We start from the raw sequence: 15,384 nt of genomic DNA on the forward strand, positions 1-15,384 counted from the left end.
CTGACGCGGTGTCTCTGTGGGACCCCAAGCAGGTGCCGCCCTACCCGCCGCTGCGCTACACCGCCGATGAACCCGAGGCCTCGGCCTGGGTGAAACGGGCAGACGAGCCGCCGGACTACGACGCGTTCGGCCAGGTGCAATACCGGTATCTGGCGGGGCAGCAGGACACTGGCGGTGACTACGGCCTCTACCGGGTGCAGATCGCGCCGCGCGGCGGCGGACCTGGCCCGCATTTCCACCGCACCATGTCCGAGGCGTTCTACGTGCTGTCGGGCACGCTGTCGCTCTATGACGGCACGGAATGGGTCGATGGGAACACCGGCGACTTCCTCTACGTCCCGCCCGGCGGCGTCCACGGCTTCCGCAACGAAACCGACGAGCCCGCCGCGATCCTGATCCTGTTCGCACCGGGTGCGCCGCGCAAGTACTACTTCGAGGGATTGGCGCAGTTGAGCGAGCTGACCGACGAGCAGCGCCGGGAGTGGTTCACCCGGCACGACAACCACTGGGTCGACTGATCACCGACAGACACGCCGGGCCCGGACACGCCGCGAAAGTGCGGTCACGGAACCGGTTGGCCTAGACTGCATTCCGTTGAGAAAGGAGTCGTGGGTGCGGGCTGATGCAGCGCCCAGCACCCAGGCGTTGCGGGGCTGGCAACGGCGGGCTCTGGTCAAGTACCTCACCGCCAAACCGCGGGACTTCCTGGCGGTGGCGACCCCGGGCGCGGGCAAGACCACCTTCGCGCTGCGCATCGTGGGCGAGCTGCTCGCCGAGGGCACCGTCGACGCCGTCACGATCGTGGTGCCCACCGAGCACCTCAAGATCCAGTGGGCGCAGGCCGCCGCCCGGCACGGCATCGCGCTGGACCCGAAGTTCTCCAACTCCAACGCGCAGACGTCCTCGGAGTACCACGGTGTGGTCGTCACCTACGCCCAGGTGGCCACGCACCCGGCCCGGCACCGGATCCGCACCGAGAACCGCCGGACGCTGGTGGTGTTCGACGAGATCCACCACGGCGGTGACGCTAAGAGCTGGGGCGACGCCATCCGCGAGGCGTTCGACGATGCGACGCGCCGACTGGCGCTGACCGGGACACCGTTCCGCAGCGACGACAGCGCGATCCCGTTCGTGTCGTACGAGACGGGTCCGGACGGCTTCGCCCGTTCACAGGCCGACTACACCTACGGCTACAGCGACGCGCTGGCCGACGGTGTGGTGCGCCCGGTGGTGTTCCTGGCGTATTCCGGCGAGGCGCGCTGGCGCGACAGCGCCGGTGAGGAACACGCCGCCCGCCTCGGCGAGCCGCTGACCGCCGAGCAGAACGCGCGGGCGTGGAAGACCGCGCTGAACCCGAAGGGCGAATGGATGCCCGCGGTGATCGCCGCGGCCGACCGCAGACTGCAGCAGAAACGCCAACACGTGCCCGACGCCGGCGGCATGGTCATCGCGTCCGACCAGACCACCGCACGCGCCTACGCCGAGCTGCTGTTCACGATCACCGGCGAGACACCGACCGTGGTGCTCTCCGACGACAAAGGCGCCTCCGACCGCATCTCGGAGTTCTCGGCGGGTACCTCGCGGTGGCTGGTCGCGGTGCGCATGGTCTCCGAGGGAGTCGACGTGCCCCGGCTGTCCGTCGGCGTCTATGCGACCAGCGCGTCGACGCCGTTGTTCTTCGCCCAGGCGATCGGGCGGTTCGTGCGCTCCCGCCGGACCGGTGAGACCGCGAGCATCTTCCTGCCGTCGGTGCCGAACCTGCTCCTGCTGGCCAGCGAGATGGAGGCTCAGCGCAACCACGTGCTGGGTAAGCCGCACCGAGAGACACTCGAGGATCCGCTCGACGCGGAATTGGCCGAGCAGAAGCGCGACGAGCCCGGCGACGAGGACAAGAAGATCGAGTACCTCGGCGCCGACGCCGAGCTCGATCAGGTGATCTTCGACGGGTCGTCGTTCGGTACCGCCACGCCCGCCGGCAGCGAGGAAGAGGCCGACTACCTCGGCATCCCCGGCCTGCTGGACGCCGAGGCGATGCGGGATCTGTTGCGGCGCAGGCAGGAAGAGCAGCTGACCAAACGCACCGAAGCGGGTACACCCCCCGCACCGCGGACCACGCACGGCCAGCTGCGCGAGCTTCGCAGCGAACTCAACACCCTGGTGTCACTGGCCCATCACCGCACCGGCCGACCGCACGGCTGGATCCACAACGAATTGCGTCGCCGCTGCGGCGGCCCGCCGGTGGCCGCGGCGACGCGCGAACAGCTGCAGGCCCGCATCGAAGCGGTCCGGGTGCTGCAACGCGAGCTGACCGCCTGAGGACGCCCGGCAGGTCAGCCGGCCGCCAGCTTGGCGAGGTTGGCCAGCGAGTTCGACAGATGCTCGACGGGGAACGGTGGGAACTCGATGTGCTCGCGCAGCTGTGCGGGGACCGCTGACCAGTCGTAGGTCAACACGACCCGGGTCCGGTCCGAGCCCTCCGGCTCGAGCGCGTAATGCCATGTCCAACCGCCGTATTCGACGACGCCGTCCGCGCCGGCCTGACCCGGCTCCCAGGCGATCACCCGGTCGGGTTCGAACGCGATGACCTTGTTGGCCATCTCGTAGTGCCCCTCGGGGTGGTTGTCATGGAACATCGCGATGCGAAACAACTGACCGGTGCGGGTGAGCCGCTCGCCGTCGACGGGTTCCCGCACCCAGCCGGTGCCGTCGATCTCCGCGTGGTTGGCGGGGTCGGCCAGCACGGCGAAGACGGTGGGGGCGGGCGCATCGATGGTGGTGTGCACGATCATGGTCTCTTCGGTCATGAGAGTCAGACCGCGGCGAGCGCGGGAACTCATCGCCACGAGCCGGACTGTTACAGTCAGCTGTCCTTCGGCCCTGGCCAGAGGAAGTCCGGTGCGATTCCGGCGCGGTACCGCCACTGTGTGCGAGACAACGTCTCGTGAGCCAGATACTCACCACGGCCGATTCCTTTCCACCGGGGCGGATCTCCCCGAGAAAGGGGTGGGTCGATGACTGACCATGCCCGCCACCTCGTCCTGGTCGGGATGGGCGCCGATGCGCACACCCGCCACAGTGAATCGGCTCTGCTCGCCCAGCATGTGGGAGCGCGATTGGCTTACCTGCAACTCGGCACCCCGACGCTGTTCGAGGTGCTCGACGACATCGCGGCTACGACACCGGGATCGGCGGTACGGCTGCTGCCCCTCCCCGCCGGCGGGGCACCGTCGCCCGCGCGGTCGTGGTTGCGCCGCATCGCCGGTGAGTGGGTTCGCCGCCGGCCCGACCTGCTGACCATCGAGGTCACCAGCGGTGCAGTCACCGGCTGGGGCCCGGGCCTCACCTCGCCGGCCTGGGAGAAGGTCCCCGCATTCGCCCGTCACGTTCTCATCTGTCGCGGACCACGTTGTACCGCAAAGGGTTCGGCGGCTACCGCGCAGGCGATTGCCGAACAACTCAAGGCGCACAAACTCGGCGACGACGACGTCCTGCTCACTCAGACCGGGTGCCTGTACCCGTGCAACCACGCACCCGTGGTCGCGGTGCATCCCGACGACGACTGGTGGGGCCCGGTCACCCCCGACGACGCGCACGCACTCGTGGCGGCGTGGGCCCCGCGCAGCGGAAGCCCTCCTCGGCGCGCGGTGCAGACACCCCCGCGCGGCTGAACCGGCGGCCGGCGACCCTACGGCCCCGCCCCAGGTGGGCGACTGTTACCGTCAGCGCAGCCGTGGTGAACGGGAAGCCGGTGCGACACCGGCGCGGCCCTCGCCACTGTGATCGGGATCTGCGACGTTCCTTCTCACCGCGCCAGTCGCGATGAGGCCACTGAGACCACACCGGTCTTGGGAAGGCGGAGCGCTCGCGTCATGCCCGTCAGCCAGGAGACCGGCCACGGCGACGCAGTACCCCATCCACGAGGATCTGGAGAGGCGGGCGACCAGTGGTCCCTACGTTGTGCCGAACCCTGACCGCGGCAGCCGCGGTCGTCACCATCGCCGCGGTCCCGGGTTGTTCATCCCCGGACACGCCCGAGGACCGTCCACCGGGCGCTGATGCGGTGGTCGAGAACTGCGGTATCGAGGTGGCCGTCGACGGACCACCCGGACGGGTCTACGCCGCCTATCAGCCGGCCGTCGAGGTCGCGCACGCACTGGGCATCAGCGACCGCCTGGTGGGCACCGCCTACCTGGACTCGCAGGTGCTGCCCGAATACGCCGCGGCCCAGCAGGAGGTGCCCTACGTGGCGCAACTGCCCAGCCGGGAGGGGCTGCTGGCGGCGCGACCGGATTTCGTGTTGTCCGGTTACAACAACTTCTTCGCCGCGGGCGACGGCGACGAGAGTGTCGGCACCCGGGCCAGCCTGTCCGCACTCGGCATCCAGTCCTGGATCCTGAGTCCGCTGTGTCCCAGCCGGGACGGGATGTCCGACGAGGCCATCGATCCGGCGTCGGTGCGCATCGACACCATCTATCGGGACCTGCGCGACCTCGGGGAGATCTTCGACGCGCGGGAACGGGCCGGGCAGGTCATCGCCGACCAGCAGGCGCGGATCACCGCCGTCGAGGAGGCCGTGGCCGGCGCCCATCGGCCGAGGGTCGCGATCATGCTGCTCGACGACGACGGCGGCTACCGCGTCGCCGGCGGCATCGATTTCGGTACCCAGATCATCGAGCATGCCGGTGGGGTCAACGTGTTCGCCGATCTTCAGCAGCGCCGGCATGTCGAGGTGGACATCGAGGAGATCATCCGTCGCGACCCCGACGTCATCCTGACCAGCGTCTGCTGCGATGCCTCCTTCACCGCCGAGACCGGCGCCGGGGAAGCCGCGGCGCTGGCGGCCAACCCGGCGCTGGCGGAGGTGGCGGCCGTCCGGAACAACCGGGTACACCCGTTCCTGTTCGCCGATCGGGCCGCCGGCGTCCGCGCCGCTCATTCGGTCGAGGTGGTGGCGGCGATCCTGCACCCCGACCGGGTCGACTGACGACCGGCATCCCGTGTCCGCAGCGCTGACCCACTCCACGGCACCTCCCAACCGCCGGATTCCCGCGAGTCGCCGACAACTGTTGCGCGGCAAGCCCATCCGGGTTTTGGGACTCGTCGTCGCCGCAGTCGGCCTGGCCGCCGCCGTGCTGGCGTCGGCCCTGGTCGGCAACTACGCGATCGGCGTCGACGACGTCCTGGCCGCGGTGTCGGGCCCTGCCGACACCGACACCGAGCGCATCGTCCGCCACGTCCGGATCCCGCGCACCGTCGCGGGTCTGCTGGCCGGGGCGGCGCTGGGCATCGCCGGGGTCGTCATGCAGGGCATCACGCGAAACCCGTTGGCCGGACCGGGGATTCTGGGAATCAACTCCGGTGCGGCACTGGCGGTGGTGATCGCGATGACGGTGTTTGGTGTGACGACGGCGAGCGGCTACGTGTGGTTCGCGTTCGCGGGCGCGGCGATCGCCGCGGTGTTCGTCTACTCGCTCGGCTCGCTCGGGTTCGGCGGGGCCACCCCGGTGAAGCTGGCGCTGGCCGGAGCGGCGTTCACGGCGCTGGTCAGTGCGCTCACCACGGCGATCACGCTGCTCGATGTCACCACGCTCAACGACTTCCGGTTCTGGGTGGTCGGATCGTTGACCCGCGCCGACGGTGCGTCCTTGGCCGCAGTGGCACCGTTCATCGGGGCCGGCGCCGTCGCCGCGTTCGCGACCAGCCGCACCCTGAACGTCGTCGCCCTCGGCGAGGACATGGCCCGCAGCCTGGGCACGACGTTGTGGTCGGCGCGCGTGCTGGCCGCGCTGGCGGTCGTACTACTGGCGGGCGGTGCCACCGCGATCGCCGGGCCCATCGCTTTCATCGGTCTGGTGGTGCCGCACATCGCCCGGCTGATCACCGGACCGGACTACCGGTGGATCATGGCGTGGACGGTCCTGCTGGCGCCGACGCTACTGTTGGCCGCCGACGTCCTGGGCCGGATCCTGGTGTCGCCGCAGACACTTCAGGTCGGCATCATCACCGGTCTGGCCGGTGCACCGTTCTTCCTCTATCTGGTGCGCAACCGGAAGGTGTCGGGCCTGTGAGCGCGGACGCCGTCGTCCTCGCCGCCGGTGGCGGGCGGCTGGCGGTCCGGGTCAGCCGCCGCGCCACGCTGATCACGGTGATCGGCTGGGCCGCTGCGCTTTCCGTGGCGACCGCGTCGTTGACGCTCGGGGAGTTCCCGATCACGGTGTCCGAGGTGTTCGACGTGCTCGCAGGCGGTGGCAGCCTCATCGACCGGGACGTCGTCCTCGGCGACCGCCTGCCGCGGGCACTGACCGGTCTCGGCGTAGGTGCCGCGTTCGCGCTGTCCGGGGCGATCCTGCAACGCATTGCGCGTAACCCACTGGTCAGTCCCGACGTCATCGGGATCAACTCCGGTGCCGCGCTGGGCGCGTTGTTCGTCCTGACCGTGATCGGCGGCAGCGGCGCGCTGCTCGTCGCCAGCGCGCTGGCCGGGGCGCTGCTCACCGCGGCCGCCATCCTGCTGATCACCTACAGACGAGGTCTATACGGGTTCCGTCTGGTCCTGGTGGGCATCGGCGTGGCTGCGATGCTGACCTCGGGCATCTCCTACCTGCTGACCCGCGCCGACCTGCACGAGGCGATGAGCGCCGCGGCGTGGCTGACCGGCAGCCTGTCCAACCGCGACAGCCTGCATGTCGCCGTCGTCGGCGCGGCGCTGGGGATCGCCGTGCCGATCCTGGCCGTGCTGGCCCGACAGCTGCGGCTGCTCGAGCTCGGCGACGACCTCGCCACCTCCCTGGGCAGCCGTCAGCGTCATCGGGTTGCCCTGGTGCTGGTGGCCGTGGCCCTCGCGGCAATGGCGACCGCCGCAGCCGGCCCGATCGGGTTCGTCGCGCTCGTCGCCCCGCAGATCGCGCGGCGGCTGCTGGCCGAACGGCACACGGGTCTGGGACCGGCCGCGGCGATCGGGGCACTGCTGGTCGTCGGCGCCGACCTCGCGGCCCGGCTGCTGTTCGCGCCCGTCGGCATGCCGGTCGGCGTGGTCACCGCCGTCCTGGGCGCTCCTGTCCTGCTGTTCCTGCTTGCCCGCGCCCACCGGATCGGAAGTGCCGGATGAATCACGACGCCCCCACCAGCCTCACTGCGCACCGGCTGCGCCTCGGCTACGCCGGCCGCACCGTCATCGAGGCGGCCAGTACGGCGCTGCCCGCGGGCAAGATCACCGCGATCATCGGTCCCAACGGGTGCGGCAAGTCGACGCTGCTGCGCGGCCTGGCCCGCCTGCTGACCCCGACGCGCGGTGTCGTGCACCTCGACGGCCGCGATCTGGCCACCATCCCGAGCCGGGTGCTGGCGACGAAAGTCGGTCTACTGCCCCAGCAGCCGGCCGCGCCGGACGGCATCACCGTGGCCGACCTGATCGGCCGTGGTCGCCACCCCCATCAGCGCTGGTTCCGCCAGTGGAGCGCCGCCGACGACGAAGCCGTCACCCGCGCCATGCGATCCACCGGACTGACCGACCTCGCCGAAACCCCGATCGACGAACTCTCCGGCGGTCAGCGTCAACGCGTGTGGATCGCGCTCGCCTTGGCACAGGACCCCGACGTCATGCTGCTCGACGAGCCGACCACCTACCTGGACCTGGCGCACCAACTCGATGTGCTCGGCCTGCTCGGCGAGATCAACCGGGCGCACCGGCGCACCGTGGTCCTGGTGCTGCACGACCTCAACATGGCCGCCCGCTACGCCCACCATCTGATCGCCGTGCGCGACGGCCGGATCGCGGCTCAGGGGCCGCCGGAGGAGATCATCACCGCTGCGATGGTCCGCGACGTCTTCGGTGTCGAGGCCACCGTGATCACCGATCCGACCACCGGTACCCCACTGGTACTGCCCCATCCACGGGTCACCGCAGCAGGGCGATGACCTCGCGGATGTCCGGCAGCGCCGAGGGCCGCCCCGGCAGCTCGTCGAAAACCGTCCAGTAGCTGATCCCGAACTCGCGCTGCCGGGCGCTGAGCTGCTCGGCCATCTGCTCGTGGGTGCCGAGCAGCACGAACGGCGAGCCCAGCAGCGCGTCGGGGTCTGCGCCCAGCGCCGAGCCCAACTCGGCCGCGGCGCCGCGCCGGTCGGCCGTGACGACGACGGCCTGGATCAGCGCGTTGAGTTCGATCTGCTCGAACCGTTCCCCCGCTGCGTCAGCGACGACGGCGATGCGGTCGGCCAGGCCGGCGCCGTCGAAATGACTGAGCCGCACCAGGGTGGCGTCGCGGTTGTGGGAGATGCCGGCGAATCCTGCGATGTCGGCGACACGGCCGGCGAGCTGCAGCACCCGGGTGCCGTTGCCGCCGACGAGGATCGGCACCCGGTGCGGCGGCGGCGCCACGATCTGACCGGCACCGGTGTGAACGCGGTAGTGCGCGCCGTCGACGTCGACTGCCTGGCCGTCGAGCAGCGCCCGGATGATCGGCACCGCCTCCTCCAGGCGCGCCACCCGCGTCCGCCCGTCGTCGAAGATCAGGCCCACCGCGTCGTACTCGGACTTCATGTGTCCGGCGCCGATGCCGAGCTCAAAGCGCCCGTCGGACAGCGTGGCGATCCCCGCTGCCTCCCGCGCCGTCTCGACAGGATGCCGGAAGTCGTTGTTGAGCACCAGAGTTCCGACGTGGAGTCGGGTGGTGGCCGCTGCGGCGGCGGTTGCCGCGCTGATCGGCGCGACCATCGGCATGAGATGGTCGGCGAAGGTCAGCACGTCGATGCCCGCGGCTTGCACTGCCTCGACGAAGGCCCGGGCCTGTGTCCTGGCGCGGGGAAGCGCAGTGGTCAGCCCGAACCGCATCGGCCGGGTGGCGTGCGCGTCGGTGCTCACCGGTGTGACGCTACAGCCCGAGCAATCCCGGCAGGTCGGCGACGGAGTCGATGACGTGGTTGGGCTGCATCGCGAATTCGTCTGCCGCCCAACGATCGAGCGTGTCCTGACGGAACTTGCCGGTGCGCACCAGCACTCCGGTCATTCCGACCACCTGAGCGGCGAGCACGTCGTTGTTCAGGTCGTCACCGATCATGTACATCTCGTCGGGTTCCACCCCGAGGCGCCCGGCTGCGGCCAGGAAGCCTTCGGGTGCCGGCTTGCCGACGGCGGTCGCCTTACGCCCTGAGGTCTCCTCCATGCCGATCAGATACATGCCGGTGTCGATGCGCAGCCCGTCGACCGTGGTCCAGGCGGTGCTGCGGTGCATCGCGACCACCGGAACCCCTTGAGCCATCCAGTCATACACCCACGACAGGGCCAGATGGCTGAACTCCGGACCGGCACCGCCGAGCAGCACCACATCGGGTGTCGCCGGGGCGCGGGGTCCGCTGAACTCGCCGGAGTAGACGATGTCGACCCCGGGCATGTCCTCGGCGATCTGGCCGCTGTTGACCAGGAAGCAGCGGGCGCCCGGGTAGCGGGTGCGGACGTATTCGGCGGTCAGCACCGCCGCGGTGATGACTTCATCGGGCTGCACCGCCATGCCGGCGTCGGTCAGCAGTTCGGCGATCTGCACGCGGGTGCGGGTGGTGGTGTTGGTCAGGAAAGCGCAGGCGACTTGCTGCGCGGCCAGCCTCTGCAGCGTCTCGGCTGCGCCGGGGATCGGCTTCCACGAGGTCACCAACACACCATCGATGTCAAAGAGCACCCCACCGACAGCCATCCTGCGACGATAAACCGCCACCGAGCGGATGCAAGTCCAGGACGTGGCTCAGTCGCGCGCCCAACTGCTCGCGCTTACCCACGGTGAGACTGCCGCCGCGATCGCCCACGCCTGGTCTGCGGGCACGTCGACGACCTCGTAGCGCTTCACGCCCGCCGCGGTCGCCGCCACCAGGGTGGCCACCCCGGCCCGGCGCTGCGGCCAGGTCTGGCGCACCGTCCACGCCACGACGCCGGCGCCGACCACGCAGTCACGGCGCCGGGACAGACTGCCCGCGCGGGTGGCCAGCCAGCCGTTGCCGACCCGGTGGCCGAGCGCCCGGGAGCGGTCGGCGGCCAGCCCCGCCGCGGCGAGCGCGAGCACTCCGACGACGACCCATGCCCACCCGGGCACCGTCGCGGCGAACGCGGTGACACCCAGAGCCAGCGCCGCGGTGACCGGCAGCGCCATCGCGCGGATCCAGCGCCGCCGGACGGCGGCCGGACCGTGCGGGCGCAGCGGACCGTCGACGAGGTCCGGCTGGCCGATCAGGTCCTGCAACACGGTGGTGGCGGTGACGCGCGGACACGGTGGAAGCAACTGCGAGGCCTCCCCCACCCCGGACACCCCCGTCATCACCGCGTCCAACCGCATACCGCCGAAAAGCCGCACCAGCAGAGGTTCCCGCAGAGTGCCGCCGCGCAACCGGCGCATGTCGAAGGTGTGTTCTCGGATTCGCACCAATCCGTGCGACAGGTGCAGGATGTCGGCGTCGCGTCGCAACACCAGGTTCGCGTAGGTCAACAACGACTGCGTCACCGACAGCGCCACCGACGCCAGCACCAGCGCGATCGCGACCGCCGCCACCACCGCGGGCACACCGAATGTGTCCACCACCCCGGCGCCGGCGCGCGCCCACGGTGAATCCTCCACGGCGCGAAGCAGACCGGCTTGCGTCAGCACGCCGGCAGCCGCCGCGATGGTGACCACACCGGCGAAGGTCAGCGGGCTGTACCGCAGCCACGACGGCTGCCAGCGGGCCAGCACCCGCCCCGGCGTGGAGGTCGCCGCCGGCACCAACGACTCGGCCAACAAGGTCGCTCGCAGCCGCGGCACCTCGGCGGCCGGCACCGCGTCGAGCGCGAACGCCGTCTCGGTGCTGGCCTGTTGACCGGTGCTGACCGTGACCACCGTGAGGCCCAGTAGTCGGTGCAGCAACCGGGCATCGGTGGATACCGAGCGAATCCTGTTGCGCGGCAGGGACACCACCTTGCGCTGCAGCACCCCCGATCGGAGCGCGACGTCATCGGCACCGATGCGGTAGGTCGTGGTGAACCACCGGGCCAGCCCGTACGCGACGATCAGGACGATCCCGAACACGGCCCACAACGGGTTCCCGGTGGCCGAGCCGAGCACGAACGAGCCGATCAGCACCGGGATCTGGCGCAGCACCTCGTGTACGGGGTGCACCAGCAGCATCCGCGGGCTCAACCGTTGCCAGTCGTCGGTCACGTCGCGTCCTCGCCGCCCAGCGCCGCGATGTCGGTCAACCGCGCCACCAGCCAGTCGGCGACGTTGCTGTCCAGCGCGACGATTCGCACCGCGCCCGCGGAGGATGCGGTCGTCACGGTCACGTTGGCCAGGCCGAACAGCCGGTCCAGCGGGCCGCGGTACGTGTCGACGGTCTGCACCCGGGAGATCGGTGCGATCCTGCGCTCCTGGACCAGCCATCCCGTCCGGGTATAGACGGCGGTGGCGTCCAGATCCCAGCGGTGCACCCGGTATCGCCACAGCGGGGCGATCACCACATTGGCCACGATGCCCAGCACCGTGGCCACCGCCGCCAGCACGTGCAGCCACACCCACCGGCCGTCGAGAGCGAACCACACCACCTGGCCGACCACGGCCAGCGCCCACGGGATCGCCGCGCCGATCGCCCAGACCAACGGTGCCTTGCGGCTGGGCGGGTGCGCCGGTTCGACCAGGTCCATGTGTCGAGAATGCCTGGCCGATGTCAGTAAGTTGAACCCATGACTCCGAAATGGACAGCTGCCGACGTTCCGGACCAGGCCGGCCGGGTGGCCGTAATCACCGGCTCCAATACCGGAATCGGCTACGAAACCGCTGCCGTGCTGGCCGCGAGGGGAGCCCGCGTGGTGGTGGCGGTGCGTGATCTTGCCAAGGGCCGAAGCGCCGACGAGCGCATCACCCGCGCCACTCCCGGCGCCGAGGTGAGCGTGCAGGAACTCGACCTCTCGTCGCTGGACAGCGTGCGCCGCGCCGCGGACGACCTGAGAGCTGCCCATCCCCGCATCGACCTGCTGATCAACAACGGCGGCGTGATGTATCCGCCCAAGCAGGTCACCGAGGACGGCTTCGAGCTGCAGTTCGGCACCAACCATCTCGGTCATTTCGCCCTGACGGGCCTGTTGCTCGATCACCTGCTGCCGGTGGAGGGGTCCCGCGTGGTCAGCGTCGCAAGCATCGCCCACAACATCCGGGCCGGGATCCACTTCGAGGACCTGCAGTGGGAACGCAGCTACAACCGCGTCGCCGCCTACGGGCAGTCGAAGCTGGCCAACCTGATGTTCATCTACGAGCTGCAGCGCCGGCTCGCCGCCGCGGGGGCGAACACCATCGCGGTCGCCGCCCATCCCGGCATCTCCAACACCGAGCTGATGCGGCACATCCCCGGCACGGGCCTGCCCGGCGTCGAGCGCCTCGTCGGGCTGGTCACCAACAGTCCGGCCGTCGGCGCGCTGGCCACGTTGCGCGCCGCCACCGACCCCGCGGTGCGGGGCGGGCAGTACTACGGGCCGTCCGGTTTCCGCGAGCTCATCGGCCATCCCGTCCTGGTCCGGTCCACCGAGCAGTCCCACGACGCGGCCACGCAGCAGCGGCTGTGGACCGTGTCGGAGGAACTCACCGGCGTCACCTACGAGATCTAGATGCGGTCTGTCGACGAGCACCGGCAGGTCGTGGCCGGGCTGATCCGTCCGCGTTCGCCGGCGGCGGTCCCGGTGGCCGACGCGCTGGGCCTGGTGCTGGCCCGTGACGTGGTCTCGGGTGTCGCTTTGCCCGCGTTCGACAACTCCGCGATGGACGGCTACGCAGTCCTGGCCGAGGACGTGGCGGCCGCCGGCGCCGACGCTCCCGTCCAGCTGCCGGTGGCCGAGGACATCCCGGCCGGCCGCACCGACATCCCGGTCCTCGCGCCGGGCACCGCGCACCGGATCATGACCGGCGCGCCGCTGCCCACCGGCGCCACCGCGGTGGTACCGGTCGAGGCGACCGACGCGGGCACCGACGTCGTCACCGTCCGGGCCGGCGCGCGGCCCGGGCAGCACATCCGCCGCGCCGGCGAGGACGTCACCGCGGGCACCACCGTGCTGCGGACCGGTCAGGTGCTCACCCCGGCCGCGCTGGGGCTGGCCGCCGCGCTGGGGCTGACCGAGCTGCAGGTGTGGCCGCGGCTGCGGGTGCTGGTGGTCTCCACCGGCACCGAACTGGTCAGCGCCGGCACACCGCTGCAACCCGGTCAGATCTACGAGTCCAACGGCGTGATGCTGGCCGCGGCGGTGCGCGACGCGGGCGCCGAGGTGGTGGCCGCGCCGATGGCCGGCGACGACGTCGACGCGTTCACCGCCGCGGTGCGCGGCGCCGGGGACGCCGACGTCATCCTGACCACCGGAGGCGTCAGCGCCGGCGCCTACGAGGTCGTCAAGGACGCGTGGACCGGTCAGGTCGAATTCGTCAAGGTCGCCATGCAACCCGGGATGCCGCAAGGCGCCGGCCGGGTCGACGGCACCGCGGTGATCACGTTGCCCGGCAACCCGGTCAGCGCGCTGGTGTCGTTCGAGGTGTTCGTGCGCCCCGCGCTGCGGGCGGCGATGGGGCGCTCCGACACCGAGCGGCCCCGCCGCGCCGCGGTCCTCGCCGAGGACCTCACGTCGCCCAGGGGCAAGCGGCAGTTCCGCCGCGGCGTTCTGGACGGTGACTCGGTCACCAGCTACGGACCACCCGCTTCACACCACCTGCGGTGGCTGGCCTCGGCGAACTGTCTGCTCGAAATCGACGAGGACACCAGCGAGGTGGCCGCCGGGTCCCGGGTCCAGGTGTGGGACCTGCGCTGAGCGCTCGTGGGTAGTATCGGCGCACGATGGCCCGACGCCCCGACCTCACAACAGGCCCAGCGCGGCTGGCAGCCCTGGTTCGCTCCTCGGTTCCCCCGATGCACCCCGAAGGTCTGCCGTTCGTCGGCGCCAGCCTGGCGGTGGCTCTGCTCGGGAGACGGTCACGCTGGGTCCGTCGCGCAGCTCTGACCTCCGCCGCGGCCAACGCCGCGTTCTTCCGGCACCCGCCGCGGACGCCCCCGGTGCGCCCCGGGGTGGTGGTCGCTCCGGCCGACGGGCTGATCTGTGTGGTCGACGAGCACAGTCCGCCGGCAGAGTTGGGGCTCGACCCCACGCCGGTGCCCCGGATCAGCATCTTCCTGTCGGTGCTCGACGCCCATGTGCAACGCGCCCCGGTCAGCGGCGAGGTCATCTCGGTGGTGCACCGGCCCGGGTTGTTCGGGTCGGCGGATCTCGAAGCGGCCAGCGCCGACAACGAACGCAACAGCGTGGTGATCCGCACGCCGGACGGCGCGACGGTCATCGCGGTGCAGATCGCCGGTCTGGTGGCGCGGCGCATCGTCTGCCACGCCCACGCCGGTGACACCCTGTCCATCGGCGACACCTACGGCTTGATCCGGTACGGCTCGCGGCTGGACACGTATCTGCCGGCCGGGTCGAGGGTGCTGATCACCAACGGTCAGCGCGCCCTCGCCGGCGAGACCGTGCTGGCCGAGATGCCATGATCAAACCGCGCAAGCCCCGTCTGCGGGCACCGGTCGTCAGCGCCCGCATCCTGCCCAGCGCGATGACGGTGGTGGCGATCTGTCTGGGCCTCTCGGCGGTCAAGTTCGCCTTGGACGACCGGCCCACCGAGGCGATGGCGTTCCTGGCCGCGGCGGCGATCCTCGATGCGCTCGACGGCAGGACGGCCCGCGCGCTGAAGGCCACCTCGCGGATGGGCGAAGAGATCGACTCCCTGGCCGACGCGGTGAATTTCGGTGTCGCGCCGGCGTTCATCGTCTACGGCACACTGCTGTCGACCTCGCGGATCGGCTGGATCGTGGTGCTGCTCTATGCGGTGTGCATCGTGCTGCGGCTGGCCCGGTTCAACGCGATGCTCGACGTCGACCAACCGAGCTACGCGTCGAAGTACTTCGTCGGGATGCCCGCCCCGGCCGGCGCCATCGGCGCGATCGGGCCCCTGGCCGCCAAGATGCAATTCGGCGACGGCTGGTGGACCTCCGAACCGGCCGTGGTGATCTGGATGATCGGCGTCTCGCTGCTGGTGGTCTCCACTGTGCCGATGCGCAAGATCCACACCTTCTCGGTGCCGCCGAACATGGTCGCGCCGCTGCTGGCGCTGCTGGCGATCGCCGTGGCCGCCGCGATCCTGTACGGCTACCTGGTGATCCTGGTGATCATCGTCGCCTACGTCATCCACATCCCGTTCGCGATTCGCACCAGCCGCTTCCTGGCCGCACACCCCGAGGTGTGGGGCGACAAGCCGCGCCAGCAACGGGCGGCCCGCCGCGCGATCCGCCGCGCGCAACCGCACCGCCGTTCGATGGCCCGGCTCGGGCTGCGCCGACCGCCGAGGAACTGAC

16 protein-coding genes and 2 riboswitches are annotated in these 15,384 nt (G+C 70.8%); of the genes, 11 read left to right on the top strand and 5 right to left on the bottom strand.

Going from position 1 to position 15,384, the window contains the following annotated elements:
* Positions 1-8: 8 nt before the first annotated feature.
* Complete coding sequence (locus tag G6N31_RS18760; RefSeq protein ID WP_234815144.1) at positions 9-518, top strand: cupin domain-containing protein; 510 nt, start codon at positions 9-11, stop codon at positions 516-518.
* Positions 519-612: 94 nt separating this feature from the next.
* On the top strand, positions 613-2,316 hold the full coding sequence (locus G6N31_RS18765) for a DEAD/DEAH box helicase (protein WP_098000942.1): 1,704 nt from the start codon (positions 613-615) through the stop codon (positions 2,314-2,316).
* A 14-nt stretch (positions 2,317-2,330) separates the two neighbouring features.
* Here G6N31_RS18765 and G6N31_RS18770 read toward each other — a convergent pair whose 3' ends face one another.
* A complete protein-coding gene (locus G6N31_RS18770; protein WP_098000944.1) occupies positions 2,331-2,804 on the bottom strand; it encodes an SRPBCC family protein in 474 nt (157 codons plus the stop codon).
* 57 nt (positions 2,805-2,861) lie between these two features.
* Positions 2,862-2,976: riboswitch (cobalamin riboswitch) on the top strand.
* A 35-nt stretch (positions 2,977-3,011) separates the two neighbouring features.
* Here G6N31_RS18770 and G6N31_RS18775 point away from each other — a divergent pair.
* The 5 genes from G6N31_RS18775 (at position 3,012) to G6N31_RS18795 (ending at position 7,917) form a co-directional block, all read left to right on the top strand.
* Positions 3,012-3,668 (top strand): (2Fe-2S) ferredoxin domain-containing protein, encoded by a 657-nt coding sequence (locus tag G6N31_RS18775; protein ID WP_098000946.1) that lies wholly within the window; start codon positions 3,012-3,014, stop codon positions 3,666-3,668.
* Positions 3,669-3,714: 46 nt separating this feature from the next.
* Positions 3,715-3,911, top strand: a riboswitch (cobalamin riboswitch).
* 44 nt (positions 3,912-3,955) lie between these two features.
* Positions 3,956-4,984, top strand: a complete 1,029-nt coding sequence (locus tag G6N31_RS18780) for an ABC transporter substrate-binding protein (protein WP_234815145.1) — start codon at positions 3,956-3,958, stop codon at positions 4,982-4,984.
* A gap of 13 nt (positions 4,985-4,997) precedes the next feature.
* A complete protein-coding gene (locus tag G6N31_RS18785; protein WP_234815146.1) occupies positions 4,998-6,068 on the top strand; it encodes a FecCD family ABC transporter permease in 1,071 nt (356 codons plus the stop codon).
* On the top strand, positions 6,065-7,108 hold the full coding sequence (locus G6N31_RS18790; RefSeq protein WP_197747141.1) for a FecCD family ABC transporter permease: 1,044 nt from the start codon (positions 6,065-6,067) through the stop codon (positions 7,106-7,108). The genes G6N31_RS18785 and G6N31_RS18790 overlap by 4 nt, the downstream gene beginning before the upstream one ends.
* Positions 7,105-7,917, top strand: coding sequence for an ABC transporter ATP-binding protein (locus G6N31_RS18795; protein WP_098000950.1), 813 nt, complete (start codon positions 7,105-7,107; stop codon positions 7,915-7,917). The genes G6N31_RS18790 and G6N31_RS18795 overlap by 4 nt, the downstream gene beginning before the upstream one ends.
* On the opposite strand, the gene G6N31_RS18800 is transcribed toward G6N31_RS18795, so the two are convergent.
* The 4 genes from G6N31_RS18800 to G6N31_RS18815 are packed head-to-tail and all read right to left on the bottom strand — an operon-like array spanning position 7,898 to position 11,656.
* Positions 7,898-8,830: a TIGR03621 family F420-dependent LLM class oxidoreductase gene (locus G6N31_RS18800; protein WP_098001123.1), complete on the bottom strand. Its 933-nt coding sequence runs from the start codon at positions 8,828-8,830 to the stop codon at positions 7,898-7,900. The genes G6N31_RS18795 and G6N31_RS18800 overlap by 20 nt on opposite strands.
* Before the next feature lie 40 nt (positions 8,831-8,870).
* A complete protein-coding gene (locus tag G6N31_RS18805; protein ID WP_098000952.1) occupies positions 8,871-9,686 on the bottom strand; it encodes an HAD-IIA family hydrolase in 816 nt (271 codons plus the stop codon).
* A 48-nt stretch (positions 9,687-9,734) separates the two neighbouring features.
* Positions 9,735-11,144: a PH domain-containing protein gene (locus G6N31_RS18810; RefSeq protein WP_098001125.1), complete on the bottom strand. Its 1,410-nt coding sequence runs from the start codon at positions 11,142-11,144 to the stop codon at positions 9,735-9,737.
* 29 nt (positions 11,145-11,173) lie between these two features.
* Complete coding sequence (locus tag G6N31_RS18815; RefSeq protein WP_098000954.1) at positions 11,174-11,656, bottom strand: PH domain-containing protein; 483 nt, start codon at positions 11,654-11,656, stop codon at positions 11,174-11,176.
* A gap of 39 nt (positions 11,657-11,695) precedes the next feature.
* Between G6N31_RS18815 and G6N31_RS18820 the strand changes: the two genes are divergently transcribed.
* Genes G6N31_RS18820 through G6N31_RS18835 form a run of 4 tightly spaced genes read left to right on the top strand, consistent with a single transcriptional unit; the run spans position 11,696 to position 15,383 of the window.
* Complete coding sequence (locus G6N31_RS18820; RefSeq protein ID WP_098000956.1) at positions 11,696-12,613, top strand: SDR family NAD(P)-dependent oxidoreductase; 918 nt, start codon at positions 11,696-11,698, stop codon at positions 12,611-12,613.
* Complete coding sequence (gene moeA / locus G6N31_RS18825; protein WP_098000958.1) at positions 12,614-13,798, top strand: molybdopterin molybdotransferase MoeA; 1,185 nt, start codon at positions 12,614-12,616, stop codon at positions 13,796-13,798.
* Positions 13,799-13,824: 26 nt separating this feature from the next.
* Positions 13,825-14,523, top strand: coding sequence for a phosphatidylserine decarboxylase (locus G6N31_RS18830; protein ID WP_098000960.1), 699 nt, complete (start codon positions 13,825-13,827; stop codon positions 14,521-14,523).
* Positions 14,520-15,383 (top strand): CDP-alcohol phosphatidyltransferase family protein, encoded by an 864-nt coding sequence (locus G6N31_RS18835; RefSeq protein ID WP_098000962.1) that lies wholly within the window; start codon positions 14,520-14,522, stop codon positions 15,381-15,383. The genes G6N31_RS18830 and G6N31_RS18835 overlap by 4 nt, the downstream gene beginning before the upstream one ends.
* Position 15,384 lies beyond the last annotated feature (1 nt).

Origin of the sequence: Mycolicibacterium duvalii (assembly GCF_010726645.1) — a bacterium.
In the GTDB taxonomy this organism is placed as follows: Bacteria; Actinomycetota; Actinomycetes; order Mycobacteriales; family Mycobacteriaceae; genus Mycobacterium; species Mycobacterium duvalii.

Bases quoted from the DNA above. Each gene is read 5' to 3' on its own strand.
- G6N31_RS18770 (WP_098000944.1), bottom strand. From the start codon at position 2,804: ATGACCGAAGAGACCATGATCGTGCACACCACCATCGATGCGCCCGCC.
- G6N31_RS18775 (WP_098000946.1), top strand. From the start codon at position 3,012: ATGACTGACCATGCCCGCCACCTCGTCCTGGTCGGGATGGGCGCCGAT.
- G6N31_RS18795 (WP_098000950.1), top strand. From the start codon at position 7,105: ATGAATCACGACGCCCCCACCAGCCTCACTGCGCACCGGCTGCGCCTC.
- G6N31_RS18800 (WP_098001123.1), bottom strand. From the start codon at position 8,830: ATGCGGTTCGGGCTGACCACTGCGCTTCCCCGCGCCAGGACACAGGCC.
- G6N31_RS18805 (WP_098000952.1), bottom strand. From the start codon at position 9,686: ATGGCTGTCGGTGGGGTGCTCTTTGACATCGATGGTGTGTTGGTGACC.
- G6N31_RS18810 (WP_098001125.1), bottom strand. From the start codon at position 11,144: ATGCTGCTGGTGCACCCCGTACACGAGGTGCTGCGCCAGATCCCGGTG.
- G6N31_RS18815 (WP_098000954.1), bottom strand. From the start codon at position 11,656: ATGGACCTGGTCGAACCGGCGCACCCGCCCAGCCGCAAGGCACCGTTG.
- G6N31_RS18820 (WP_098000956.1), top strand. From the start codon at position 11,696: ATGACTCCGAAATGGACAGCTGCCGACGTTCCGGACCAGGCCGGCCGG.
- moeA (WP_098000958.1), top strand. From the start codon at position 12,614: ATGCGGTCTGTCGACGAGCACCGGCAGGTCGTGGCCGGGCTGATCCGT.
- G6N31_RS18830 (WP_098000960.1), top strand. From the start codon at position 13,825: ATGGCCCGACGCCCCGACCTCACAACAGGCCCAGCGCGGCTGGCAGCC.
- G6N31_RS18835 (WP_098000962.1), top strand. From the start codon at position 14,520: ATGATCAAACCGCGCAAGCCCCGTCTGCGGGCACCGGTCGTCAGCGCC.